Genomic DNA, 13160 nt, shown 5'->3' on the forward strand with positions numbered 1-13160 from the left:
CAAAATGACCGGGCGCATGGCCCGGTCATTCAATGAATACCCTTTAGCGACACCTTACCCTGCCGCGACCGCGGGGATCAGTCAACTTCCTCGACATCGTTGTGCAGATCCACCTGCGCATGGCCACCGCTGGATTGCTGCTTGGCAGCGTCACTACGGGAGATTTCAAGCCGGGCAAGATAGTCCGGATCGATATCACCGGTCACATAGCAGCCATCAAAGACCGAGCAGTCAAACTCTTCAAGGTCCGGATTGATCTCTCTGACCGCCTCCTTGAGATCGTCAAGGTCCTGATAGATCAACCGGTCGGCACCGATCATCTCGGCCACATCATCGCTCGTGCGGTCAAAGGCAATCAGCTCCATGGCCACGGGCATATCGATGCCGTAGACATTGGGATAGCGCACCGCAGGGGCTGCAGAGGCGAAATAGACGTTTTTGGCGCCAGCCTCGCGAGCCATCTGAATGATTTCATTACAGGTGGTGCCGCGGACGATGGAGTCATCCACCAGCAGAACATTCTTGCCGGAAAACTCGATATCGATGGCATTGAGCTTTTGACGCACCGACTTCTGACGCTGGGTCTGCCCCGGCATGATGAAGGTGCGCCCGATATAGCGGTTTTTCATGAAGCCTTCGCGATACGCCACGTTCAGATGCAGCGCCAGCTCCAGCGCCGCCGTGCGACTGGTATCGGGAATGGGAATCACGACATCGATATCCTGCTCGGGCCAGTCACGCTTGATCTTCTCGGCAAGCTTTTGCCCCATGCGCATGCGCGTGGCGTAGACATTGGCCCCATCAATGATCGAATCCGGGCGGGACAGATAGACATACTCGAAGATGCAGGGCGTGAGCCGGGCTTTTTCAACGCACTGCTGTGTGTGCAGGTTGCGCGCCATATCGATGTAGAGCGCCTCGCCCGGTGCCAGGTCGCGGATCAGCTCAAAGCCTGCCACGTCCAGCGCCACGGATTCAGAGGCAATCATGTACTCCGGCCCTTCCGGCGTATCGCGCCGACCGAAGACTACCGGACGAATGCCATGGGGATCACGAAAGGCGACCAGTCCCTTGCCATTGATGATCGACACCGCTGCATAGCCGCCCTTGCAGCGACGATGCACCCGACGAATGGCATCAAAGATGTCCTCGGCTTCCAGCTGATGCCCCTGCTTGCCCAGCTCGTGGGCAAAGACATTGAGCAGTACCTCGGAATCCGAACTGGTATTGATGTGGCGCAGATCGGCATTGAACAGTTCGGCCACGAGCTGTTCGGAATTGGTCAGATTGCCGTTGTGGACCAGCGCGATCCCATAGGGAGAGTTGACATAAAAGGGCTGGGACTCCGACTCGCTGGCAGAACCGGCGGTCGGATAGCGCACGTGACCAATGCCGATATTGCCCTTGAGTCTTTGCATGTGACGCGTATGAAAGACGTCGCGCACCAGGCCATTGCTCTTGCGCAGCAAAAAGCGCCCATTGTCCCAGGTCATCATGCCGGCAGCATCCTGGCCCCGGTGCTGTTGCACCGTCAGCGCATCATAAACTGCCTGGTTTACCATCGAGTTGGCCATCAGGCCCACGATACCGCACATGCGTTACATCCTCGCTGTCGGTGATTGCCGGTGTATTGCCGGCCGTACTGATCGCTTGATCATTGCGACATCTGCCGTGGCAGACGCCCTTGCAGTTCACGAGCGCGCTGCGATGCTTCATCCATGAGGGACTGATCCCTGTCGAGCTGCTGATACTGGCGAATGGCCAGATCACGTCCCTGCTCGACCCAGGGTAAAAAGGTCGACTGCTGCCAGTCGTCGGTCTGGCTCAACGGGGTCAATCCGACCACGGCCACGATCACCACAAGGACAAAGCCACCTCGCAGCAGGCCGAATCCAGCGCCCATCAAACGATTGAAAAACCCCATACCTACCCATTCAATCATGGCGTGCAGCAGTCTGATCACCATATTGGCCAGCAGCAGCACGACAAATACCACCAGCACAAACCCGACCACCAATCGAATTTGCTGACTGTCGATATGGTCGGCAAAAAGACCGGCGGCAGGTTCTGCCAGGGCCCGGGCCGTCAGCAGCGCGGCAATCCACGCGGCCAGCCCCAGTCCTTCGCGAATGAAGCCACGCGCAAAGCCCGACAGGACAGAAAATCCCAGAATGATGACAAACGCCCAGTCAATCCAGGTCCAGCTCACTGACCACCTTCGCGGCGAACAATCAGCCCCTTGATGTTGGCCTTTTCCTGTAGCGCGCTACGTGCCTGCTCACTCTCTTCGGTCGAGCCAAAAGGACCGACGTAGACCGTATTGAGCTCGCCACGCGGCTGCTTGTAGGCCGAAAAGCCCAGCGACTTGAGCTGCTCGATCAGGCGATCTGCGTTACCGGGCTGCCCGAAACTGCCGGCCTGAACGGCCCAGCCACCACTGGCGGAAGGCTGCGGAGCACTGTGGCTGTTACGGTTGGCAGCGGCCATGATCGGGTCTCCCGAGGAATCATCACTGCGGGCCGGTGTCTGACGCGTCGTGCTGGCGCTACTGCTGTCTCGTGAAGGCGTGGCCGGCTTGTTGGTACTGGCTGAAGAATGACGGGTCGAGCCGGTACTGGTTGAAGAGGTCGTGTCGGCGCGTGACGCCGTGCTGTCGCGTGATTCGGTCGGCGAAGAGGACGGCTCGCTGGAGGTCGGCGTCCGTGTCGATGCCGGTTCACGCTCGTGGTCCGGGAAGAGCTGATTGCTTTGACTGGCCTGGCCGGATCGATCACTGGTGGCGTCGTCAGTGCTGACGTTGTCGCTGGGCAGCGGTGACTGCGGCTCGGACACCTTTGGTTGTGACATCTCGATGGGCTGCTCGATAACCACTGACGAGTCATCGCCGGCCTTTTCCTTGTCCTTGTCTGATCCGCCAAACAAAATGGGCAGCAGGATCAACGCCAGTGCCACGATAATGACGATACCGCTAATGCGCTCACGCATGCCGTATTTCATGCGACTCTCTCCCTGTTACGCGGTTCCCTCGCCCCTTTCGAGCCGAGCCAGTACTTCTGCCACGGTAAAAAAGGAGCCACAAACCAGTACGTCATCATGTTGTGAATGTTGTTCAAGCCAGTCGATCCCTGCTGCCGGACCATCAGCCACGGCCATGACCTGCCCGCCACGAGCTCGAATGATCTCTGCCAGAGCGTCGCCCGGGCGCGCGCGTGCCCCCGAAAGCGTCACCACCAGCCAGTCATCAACCACCGGCCAGAGCGCATCGATCACCCCTTCGGCATCCTTGTCACCCAGCATGCCCAGCAGGGCCACCCGACGTGTGACGGGCCTTTGCGCCAACTGATCGGCCACATAGCCGGCGGCATGCGGATTATGTGCCACATCGAGGCAGTAACGCCCGATGCGCTGCATGCGTCCTGCCAGTCGAATGCCGGAAAAGGCCTGCTCAAGCCTTTCGGTCTCAAGCGGTATGCCCAGCACTTCAAGCGCCGTCAGAGCACTGGCAGCATTGTCCAGCGGCAGGCCGGGGTCGGGAAGCGATGTCAATGTAGAAGCCAATGCACCGGCCGGATGCTGCCATAGCCAGCGACCACTCTCTTCACGCTGCCAGTCAAAATCCTGCCCCAGTACCAGGCAGTGGGACACCGGTAGCGCAGCAGCATGTGCCGCAACGCTTTTAACCATGTGTCGACTGCCCAGAATGGCCGGCCGACCGGCGCGCAAGATGCCGGCCTTCTCGGCGCCGATTTTTTCGATATCGGTGCCGAGAAAATCGGCATGATCAAGCGCGACGCTGGTCACAATGCCGATATCGGCATCAATGATGTTGGTCGCATCCAGCTGACCGCCCAGCCCGACCTCAAGAATGGCCATGTCCGGGGCACGATCACGAATAATGACCAATGCCGCCAGCGTTCCCATTTCAAAATAGGTCAGCCCGGTATCACCACGTACAGCCTCGATGCGCTCAAAGGCGTCAATCAGGGCGTCATCGCTGACCTCGTCACCGTCAAAAAGAAGGCGTTCGTTATAGCGCAGCAGATGGGGCGAGGTATAGCAGGCCGTGCTCAGGCCGTGGGCACGCGCCACGGCCTCCAGCATGGCCACGGTCGACCCCTTGCCGTTGGTGCCGGCCACGGTGACCACCTGGCGTGCAATAAGGCCGGACAGCAGCCCCAGACGTTCGGCCACGACGCGAATGCGATCAAGCCCCAGGTCAATGGCGACCGGGTGAAGCTTTTCCAGGTGGGCCAGCCACTGTGTCAATGTGCAAGACATGATGATCAGCGCGCAGCCTCGGCGCTGTACGGTGTCCCATCATCCCCTTCCACGTCTTCCAGCATGGTCACGGCAGGCTCGGAGGGACGATCGGTCAGCGTGCGCAGAATACGACCCAGACGCGTGCGCATCTCGCTGCGGTGAATGATCATGTCGACCGTGCCGTGCTCCAGCAGAAACTCGCTGCGCTGAAAGCCTTCGGGAAGCTTTTCACGCACGGTCTGCTCGATAACGCGCGGCCCGGCAAAGCCGATCAGGGCATTGGGCTCGGCCACGTTCAGATCGCCCAGCATGGCCAGCGAGGCCGACACACCGCCAAAGACCGGATCTGTCAGCACCGAGATATAGGGGGTACCGGCTTCACGCAGGCGCTCCAGAGCTGCCGAGGTCTTGGCCATCTGCATCAGCGAGAACAGCGCCTCCTGCATGCGCGCACCACCGGAGGCCGCAAAGCAGACCAGCGGACGCTTCTCTTCCCGGGCAAGCGTTGCAGCGCGCACGAATTTCTCGCCCACGACGCTGCCCATGGAGCCGCCCATGAATTCGAACTCGAACGCCACCGCCACGACCGGCAGGCCATCCAGGGTCCCCTTCATGACGATCAGGGCATCCTTTTCTTCGGTGGCCTTTTGTGCCCCGGCCAGACGGTCCTTGTACTTCTTGGAGTCACGAAACTTGAGGCGATCTACCGGCTCGAGCTGAGCGGCGATCTCTTCGCGCCCCTCACTGTCGAGAAACCAGGAAAGGCGGCGACGTGCGTTCAAACGCAGGTGGTGATCACACTTGGGGCAGACATTGTGATGCCGCTCAAGCTCGGGCCGATAAAGGACAGCCTCACAATTGGGACATTTGCGCCACAGGCCGTCGGGAATGTTATTGCGACGATCGGTACGGGCAGTACGCCCCATTGAAGGAACAATCTTGTCGAGCCAGCTCATCGAGAAAGGGCTTCCATATCGTTGATGGTCAGTCTTTAAAATGGGCGCGCCGAAAACAGCACATGGCGCATGGCCCCATTATCAATCATCGACGGCAGTGAGGGCCAGCCCGGCGTGCATGTACACCGGCATAACCCTGCTTACCGCCTGTCAGCATCAGCGCGAGGCCGGGGCCACATCGGCCGCCTGTACCCCGTCAATAAAGGCCTTGATCAGGTCATGATCCTTGCACCCGGCAGCGACCTCCACCCCACCGGAGACGTCCACCCCGTGAGGCGCGACCTGATCGACGGCCCGCGCGATGTTATCCGGCGTCAGACCACCGGCCAGTATGATCGGCAGCGCCAGATCTCCTGGCACCCGCGACCAGTCAAAGATCTCGCCGGTCCCTCCCGGCACGCCGGGGCGATAGGCATCCAGCAGCAGGCCACGCGCTTGATGATAGCGCCTGGCCTGCTCATGAAGATCAATATCATCGCGCATGCGCAGGGCCTTGAGCCAGCTCATGCCGTAAATCTCGCAGGCTTCGGGCGGCTCCTCGCCGTGAAACTGAAGCATGTCAAGCCAGGGCGCGCAGCCGGCAATGAGATCCGGCGTCTGATCAACAAACAGCCCTACCCGGGTCACAAAAGGCGGTACCCGAGCGCTGAGCTGCGCAAGCCGCTCGGGCGTCAGCGCCCGCTTGCTGCCGGGCCACATGACAAACCCCAGTGCATCGGCACCCGCCGCAACAGCGGCATCGACATCCGCTTCGCGCGTCAGTCCACAGATCTTGATTCGGGTTCGCATTGGCAAAGGTCCTGGTAATTACACACGCCCTGGCGATGACAAGTGCCCGGCCGGTTCCCCGCGATAGACAGGACGCTGATAGTTCGAGGCCGGCAAAGTGCGCTGACCGGTCCATTCGCCGCTGAAATAAAGTCCGGCCGGACCCAGTGGCTCGGCCGGCAGTTCAAATCGTGGATCATAGTACACATCGACGAAGTGCAGCCCATGCGCCGGCGCGGTCGCCTCGGAAAGCGTGCGATCGCGGCCTTCCAGAAGGTTACGCGCGCGAGACACCTCGCGCCGCCCGTCGCCCACGGCGATCAAAACGCCGGCGATATTGCGCACCATGTGATGCAAAAAGGCGTTGGCCTGAATATCGATGACCACCAGAGGCCCTACACGCGTCACCTCGACAAAGTGTACATGACGCCAGGGCGTACTGGATTGACAGCCGGCCGCGCGGTAGCCGGAAAAATCATGCTCGCCGATCAGCGACTGCGCGGCCTCGTGCATGCGTTTTTCATCCAGCGGGTGTCGATGCCAGGTCATGTGCTCGGCATCAAGCGCCGGTGGCATGGGCTGGTTGAGAATCACATAGCGATAGCGACGGGCAAGGCTTGAGAAGCGGGCGTGAAAGTCATGCGGCATGACACGCGCCCAGCGCACGGACATGTCACGCGGCAGGTTGACATTGGTGCCCATGACCCAGGCCTTGAGCGTACGCGCGCTGGTCGTATCGAAATGCACGATCTGCCGGGTAGCATGCACGCCGCTGTCAGTACGTCCGCTGCACATGACTTCAATGGGAGACTGCGCAATGCGGGAAAGCGCAGCCTCGAGAGAGGCCTGAAGAGAAGGGCCATGGTTCAGGCGCTGCCAGCCCTGATAGGCCGTACCACGGTACTCAAGGCCCAGTGCAATACGGCCGCTGACGCGCTCGTTTTCATCCAGTCGTGTAAAAAAGGACATGTGACTCGGTAATGCAGGGACGGCCGGCAGCGAAGGCATGAACGCCCAGGCCGGTCGTCTTCATGTAAGAGACGGGCAAATCAACCCTGCCTCATGCCCTTTCAGGCACGGCGAGAAAGTCGATCTGCATCGGGGCGCTCATTATCCGTATCGGCGCCCTCAAATGCCACCTCTTCGAGTGCCCAGTTGCGAGGGAAACTGGCCGTCGGTGTGGTGGAAAAATCCACACGATGATCGACCATATCCTCGGAGACCGGCCACTGGGCGGCGTCGACAACGTCATCCTGTGGCCAGGAAGAGGACAATGACCAGACCGGTGCCAGCGTCGGCGACGTCTCAAGCGCGGAAATCGAGGCCATCGACGGATGCCGGTCGTCATGGCCCTCATGCGCCTCACCGTTGTCAGAGGCGGCCTCCAGCGCGGCCAGCGCCTGCATCAGCTGAAAATCGCTTGGATAATGCGCCAGCCCTTCTTTCAACATGGTGATGGCATGCTCGCGCCGGCCATGGCGATGAAACACCTCGGCTTCCGCGCAGATCGCCTCGATCTGAGCACGATGGGCCGTCCACACCTCGTTTTGCTCGGCACCGACAATGCCGGTCTCATGAGCGCTGCGCCCTTCTTCACCGGCAAAGGCCACCCCAGCAAGAGAAGAAGCCGGCCCTGCCCGCGGCGAAAGTTCTTCGGCGCTGACCAGACGATAGCGCCGCTGCCGCCAGCGGCGCACCCCTGCCCACGCGCCCGCCAGCATCAACAAGAGCGCGGCCAGCGCCCAGGTCCAGATGAAATCACCCTGACGCCCGGCACCATTGTCGAGGGCGGGTGCCGGCGATGGAGACGAAACCTGCTGCAGCGGCGCGTCAGGTTGGGAGACGCCAGAAGACACCACAGCACCGGCGGCCGTCACTGCCTGCTGATTCAGCTGGTACAGACGGCCTTCCAGCGCCTGCTGACGCTGAGCCAGCGCCTGCAATTCAGCGTCATCGTTGGGCGTCTGGCTGACTAGCGACTGCGCCCTGACGGACTCGAGATCTGCCGTCAGTGTCGCCTGAACCTCTTGACTGGTACGCAGCTGCTGCTCCAGTCGATCAAGTCTGTCTTCAAGCGCGGCCATGCGTCGGCTGTCCTGTGCCGCTGTCTCCGGCGCACGTGTCTGGCGCTCAACGCGCTGATCACGACCTGCATCGCTGGGCCCAGGTATCCTGCTGCGTGCTGTCTGTGCGAAGGCGGGCGTGGCGTCAGCCAACGTCGCTTTTTCACCGGTGGCGGCATTTCCCGAAGGCAAAAGCGTTAGCTGAGGCGTCAGCTCTCCCTTCGGCCAGCTCAGGGTGAGCACCACGTCCAGCCAGGGCGCCTCCAGTGCGCGACTCCCCAGAATGTCCAGATAGAGGTGACCGGGCGTACCGTTGACCGCCAGTCGCAGGGTATCGGTATCGGCACTTCGCTCAATGTTCATGGCCTGCCAGCGGGCACTGTCTGCCAGCGCGACCCGAAGGTCATCAGCACGCAGGGTACCGGTATCCAGCAGCGCCACGCGTGCCTTCAATGGTTCATTGAATCCGGACATGACCTGCGGCGCGGCAATGCCCACCGCATGGGCCATCATTGAACCCGACATCAGCAGCGCACCCAGCAGGCAGTTTCGTAAACGCAAACGACAGGGCCGTTCGGCCATCATGCTCTCCAGTCATACTTGTCAGGGCAGCCAACAAAAAGGGCGCCTCAATGAGGCGCCCCGGCGTGCATAACGATGACGGATGCGTCAGTGGCGTTCGACCAGCAGTGCCAGCATGCGGCGCAGTGGCTCCGCGGCCCCCCACAGCAGCTGATCGCCGACCGTAAAGGCGGAGAGATACTCCCCGCCCATGGCCATCTTGCGCAGACGACCCACCGGCACATCCAGAGTGCCGGTTACGGCGGCCGGCGTCAGGCGCGCAAGCGTCGCGTCCTTGTCGTTGGGCACGACGCTGACCCAATCGTTATGACGTGCAATTCGATCCTCGATCTCGTCTATCGGCACATCGCGCGTCAACTTGATCGTGAAGGCCTGCGCATGAGAGCGCATGGAGCCGATACGAACGCAGAGGCCATCGACCGGCACCGTATTGGGCGCCATGCCAAGGATCTTGTTGCTTTCGACGCCGCCCTTCCACTCTTCCTTGCTCTGGCCATTATCCAGCTTCTTGTCGATCCACGGCAGCAGACTGCCACCCAGTGGCGCACCAAAATGCTCCGTGGGGAAGTCACTGCCACGCATGGTCTCAATGACCTTGCGATCGATGTCAAGAATGGCCGACGCCGGATCATCCAGCTCGGCGCGGGCTGCATTGCCGACCAGCGACATCTGATTGAGCAGCTCGCGCATGTTTTGCGCGCCGGCCCCGGAAGCCGCCTGATAGCTCATCGACGTCATCCACTCGATGAGCCCGGCCTCATACAGCCCGCCAAGCCCCATCAGCATCAGACTGACCGTACAGTTACCGCCGGCAAAGGTTTTAAAGCCATCGTCCAGGCGCTGATCGATGACCTGACGATTGACCGGATCCAGCACGATGACCGTGTCGTCGTTCATGCGCAGGGTGCTGGCCGCGTCGATCCAGTAGCCCTTCCAGCCGGACTCGCGCAGCTTCGGATACACGTCGCTGGTGTAGTCGCCGCCCTGACAGGTCACGATCACGTCCAGCTCGGCCAGCGCCTGGACATCAAAGGCGTCCTTGAGAGGCGGTACGTCAACGCCCACATTCGGGCCGGGCCGGCCTGCCTGAGAGGTGGTAAAAAAGACCGGCTCGATGTTTTTGAAGCCGTCCTCTTCCAGCATCCGCTGCAGCAGTACGGAACCCACCATACCGCGCCAGCCAACAAATCCGGTTCTCAACATTTTGTGTCCCCCTGTTGTGATAAATAATGGGCCTGAGTTTCATCCGGCCTGCCCTGCACCTCAAGTGCCTGCTCAAGACGAGGGTGCAGGCGTGCCATTTCCAGACTGTCAAGATAGCGGCCGTGACCAAAGGATATCCCGCGACTCAGGCCCTCTTTGACAAAGCCATGACGCTCGTAGAGATCGATCGCCCGGTGGTTGTGGCTATAGACCCCAAGGCTTAACCGGGTCACGTTCAACCAGTTGTCTGCAAGATCGATGGCCGCCCTTAAAAGCTGACTGCCGATGCCCTGACCGGCGTAGTCGGGATCCACGGAAAGACCAATTGTTCGGACATGCGCCACGCGCGCCGAGGCGGCGACAGGATGCAACCCGATCAGCCCCAGCAGTGTCTCCGGCGCTTGCGGATGGCAGGCGGCGAGCATGTGATGACCGCGGTCCATGCACTCAAGGCGTTGCTGCCAGTAAGACTGCGAACTGAACGGCAGCTGCATCGTGTTGGGAAAAACCTCTTCATGATTGAAAATGCGACAGACGGCCTCGGCATCCTCCATGCGCGCCTGACGAATCAACCAGCGCCGCCCTTCCTGTTTCAACGACATCCCGCCTCCTCTAAACGCGCATCATCAGGTTTTAGTCTACCATCCGCGATGCGCATGACCAGCCACGTCAGCCTTCAGCGAATGTCATGACAGACGCCAGACAGCAAAACGGCAGCGAACCGTCACGTTCGCTGCCGTAGTCGGGGTCATGGACCGGGGCATGTCTCACCCTTCATTCAATGGGCGCGACAACCCTGCCTCTTCAGGCGTTCGATTCGAACGCGGCCACCACGGCGTCCCCCATCTCTTCAGTAGTCACCTGGCGTGTGCCCTCATAGGCGATATCGGCGGTACGCAGGTTCTGATCCAGCACGGCCCCTACGGCGCGCTCGATACGCTCGGCCATATCAGGCTCGTTGAGGGAGTAGCGCAGCATCATGGCGACCGACAAAATGGTGGCCAACGGATTGGCCAGCCCCTGGCCTGCGATATCCGGCGCGCTGCCATGACAGGGCTCGAACATGCCCTGACCGCTTTCATTCAGCGAGGCCGACGGCAGCATGCCGATCGAGCCGGTCAGCATGGCGGCAGCATCAGAGAGAATATCGCCGAACATGTTGCCGGTGACGATCACGTCAAACTGCTTGGGCGCGCGCACCAGCTGCATCGCGGCGTTATCCACATACATGTGCGACAGCTCAACGTCCGGATACTCCGGCGCCAGCTCGTTCATGATGTCGCGCCACAGGATAGTGACTTCCAGCACGTTGGCCTTGTCGACGCTGCAAAGCTTTTTACCGCGCTTTTGCGCCATCTCGAACGCCACCCGACCGATACGACGAATCTCGTGTTCGTCATAGATATAGGTGTTGTAGCCGTAGCGTGTGCCATCTTCGCGGGTCTCGCGCCCACGCGGCTGACCGAAGTAGATACCGCCGGTCAGCTCGCGCACGATCATGATATCAAGGCCTGACACCACTTCCGGCTTGAGGCTCGAAGCCTCGACCAGCTGCGGATAGAGCAACGCCGGTCGCAGGTTGCCAAAAAGATTCAGCTCCTTGCGCAGGGCCAGAAGCCCCTTCTCCGGACGGTTGGCGATATCGGGCATGGTGTCCCACTTCGGCCCCCCAACCGCGCCCAGCAAAATGGCATCAGACGCTCTCGCCTTTTCAAGCGTTTCAGGGGTCAGCGGCACACCGGAACGGTCGATCTCGGCACCACCGACCGGCGCTTCATCAATCTCGATATCAAGACCTGCTGCGTGGCAGACCTCGAGCACACGGCGCGCCTGGCGAGTAATTTCCGGCCCGATACCATCGCCTGGCAGTACCAGAATCTTCTTGCTCATGTCTTTTCCTTAAAACGATTCTCTGGTCGCCCACAGCACCAGCATATCGGTCGTGAACGAGCCATCGGAGGCGACCTCAAAGGTGTCGCGCACTTCCTGACCCACCTGACTCTGGAGATGGCGAATGGCGTTGCGCATCACATCAGGCGTGCGCATGCGCGCAATCCATGTCTCGAAATCCAGTCGCAGGCGCTGACGCGAGCTGGAGGTCACCACAAGCCCTGCCTCGCCGACCATTTGCGCCCATTCGCTCGGGGTATAGTCACGAACATGACTGGTGTCGCGCAACATCTCGATGGTTTGTAGAAAACTGTCGAAAAGCGGCTGCTCGGACGAGGCGACATCAATAAACGCCGCCAGCCCGCCGGGCTTCAGGACACGTCGCGCTTCGCGCAGTGCCAGCCCGACATCACGCCAGTGGTGGGCAGAAAAGCGACTGCATACCACATCAAAACTGTTGTCGGCGAATGGCAATGACTCGGCAACGCCCTGCACCGTGCGGATGTTGCCCAGCCCACGCTCGGATGCCGCAGCCGCCACGACCTCGAGCATCCGCGGCGACAGGTCATAGGCGACCACCTCGTCGGCCAGATCTGCCACCCTGAAGCTGACGTGACCGGCGCCGCAGCCGAGATCCAGCACGCGCGCAGCGGCAATCCCCTCGACACGTTCACGCAGCTGAGCAAATTCCTGTCCGTCAGCGTGCACGCTGCTGCTCAGATAGGCGGCCGCCTGACCGCCAAACTGACGCTCAACGACGGCGTCGTGATTGTTGTTCACCTTCGACTCAGGCATCCCGGAACAGCCACGGCTGCGAGGCACGGTGACGCGTTTCGAACTCGCGAATGGCGTGACTGTTATCGGTCAGCGTCAGGCCGATATCATCCAGCCCGTTTTCGAGGCAGTACTTGCGAAACGCATCCACTTCAAACTCGATCGCCTCTCCTTCCGGCCTCAGGATCTTCTGCTCGACCAGATCCACATCCAGACGGTAGCCCGGTGTGCGCTCGACGGCATCAAACAGCCGATCCACCGTGGCCTCATCAAGCTGGATCAGCAACAGACCGTTCTTGAACGCATTGTTGAAGAAGATATCGGCAAAGCTTGGCGCGATGATGACGCGAAAGCCGAAGTCTTCCAGCGCCCAGGGGGCGTGCTCACGGGAGCTGCCGCAGCCAAAATTCTTGCGCGCCAGCAGAACGCTTGCGCCTTCATAGCGCGGCTGATTGAGCACGAAATCCGGATTGATCGGTCGATTCGAGCAGTCCTGTCCCGGATAGCCTTCATCGAGATAGCGCAGCTCATCAAAGAGATTGGGGCCGAAGCCGGTGCGCTTGATCGACTTGAGAAACTGCTTGGGAATGATCAGGTCGGTATCGACATTGGCACGATCCAGCGGCGCGACCAGACCCTTTTGACGAATAAAGGCTTTCATGAT

At 60.7% G+C, this 13160-nt stretch carries 13 protein-coding genes; all 13 read right to left on the reverse strand.

Annotation, left to right across the window (positions count from 1 at the left end):
* Window positions 1-77 precede the first annotated feature (77 nt).
* Complete coding sequence (gene purF, locus ACUN8C_RS09330) at window positions 78-1595, reverse strand: amidophosphoribosyltransferase (protein ID WP_108842148.1); 1518 nt, start codon at window positions 1593-1595, stop codon at window positions 78-80.
* Between the two features lie 59 nt (window positions 1596-1654).
* A complete protein-coding gene (locus tag ACUN8C_RS09335; protein WP_445618961.1) occupies window positions 1655-2209 on the reverse strand; it encodes a CvpA family protein in 555 nt (184 codons plus the stop codon).
* Complete coding sequence (locus tag ACUN8C_RS09340) at window positions 2206-2985, reverse strand: SPOR domain-containing protein (RefSeq protein WP_445618962.1); 780 nt, start codon at window positions 2983-2985, stop codon at window positions 2206-2208. The genes ACUN8C_RS09335 and ACUN8C_RS09340 overlap by 4 nt, the downstream gene beginning before the upstream one ends.
* A 27-nt stretch (window positions 2986-3012) precedes the next feature.
* A complete protein-coding gene (folC, locus tag ACUN8C_RS09345) occupies window positions 3013-4278 on the reverse strand; it encodes a bifunctional tetrahydrofolate synthase/dihydrofolate synthase (protein ID WP_445618963.1) in 1266 nt (421 codons plus the stop codon).
* A gap of 5 nt (window positions 4279-4283) precedes the next feature.
* The gene (gene accD / locus ACUN8C_RS09350; protein ID WP_445618964.1) at window positions 4284-5216 is read right to left on the reverse strand and encodes an acetyl-CoA carboxylase, carboxyltransferase subunit beta; all 933 of its coding nucleotides are present in this window, start codon (window positions 5214-5216) and stop codon (window positions 4284-4286) included.
* Window positions 5217-5372: 156 nt separating this feature from the next.
* On the reverse strand, window positions 5373-6005 hold the full coding sequence (locus ACUN8C_RS09355) for a phosphoribosylanthranilate isomerase (RefSeq protein ID WP_445618965.1): 633 nt from the start codon (window positions 6003-6005) through the stop codon (window positions 5373-5375).
* A gap of 18 nt (window positions 6006-6023) precedes the next feature.
* A complete protein-coding gene (truA, locus tag ACUN8C_RS09360; protein WP_445618966.1) occupies window positions 6024-6953 on the reverse strand; it encodes a tRNA pseudouridine(38-40) synthase TruA in 930 nt (309 codons plus the stop codon).
* 101 nt (window positions 6954-7054) lie between these two features.
* A complete protein-coding gene (locus ACUN8C_RS09365; RefSeq protein ID WP_445618967.1) occupies window positions 7055-8632 on the reverse strand; it encodes a type IV pilus assembly protein FimV in 1578 nt (525 codons plus the stop codon).
* An 84-nt stretch (window positions 8633-8716) separates the two neighbouring features.
* Complete coding sequence (gene asd / locus ACUN8C_RS09370) at window positions 8717-9832, reverse strand: aspartate-semialdehyde dehydrogenase (protein WP_445618968.1); 1116 nt, start codon at window positions 9830-9832, stop codon at window positions 8717-8719.
* Window positions 9826-10434, reverse strand: a complete 609-nt coding sequence (locus ACUN8C_RS09375; protein ID WP_445618969.1) for a GNAT family N-acetyltransferase — start codon at window positions 10432-10434, stop codon at window positions 9826-9828. The genes asd and ACUN8C_RS09375 overlap by 7 nt, the downstream gene beginning before the upstream one ends.
* A gap of 202 nt (window positions 10435-10636) precedes the next feature.
* Window positions 10637-11722, reverse strand: coding sequence for a 3-isopropylmalate dehydrogenase (gene leuB, locus ACUN8C_RS09380; RefSeq protein ID WP_445618970.1), 1086 nt, complete (start codon window positions 11720-11722; stop codon window positions 10637-10639).
* Window positions 11723-11731: 9 nt separating this feature from the next.
* Complete coding sequence (locus tag ACUN8C_RS09385; protein ID WP_445618971.1) at window positions 11732-12502, reverse strand: class I SAM-dependent methyltransferase; 771 nt, start codon at window positions 12500-12502, stop codon at window positions 11732-11734.
* Between the two features lie 7 nt (window positions 12503-12509).
* Window positions 12510-13157, reverse strand: coding sequence for a 3-isopropylmalate dehydratase small subunit (leuD, locus tag ACUN8C_RS09390; RefSeq protein ID WP_445618972.1), 648 nt, complete (start codon window positions 13155-13157; stop codon window positions 12510-12512).
* Between the last annotated feature and the right edge of the window lie 3 nt (window positions 13158-13160).

Source organism: Kushneria sp. Sum13 (genome assembly GCF_052692355.1).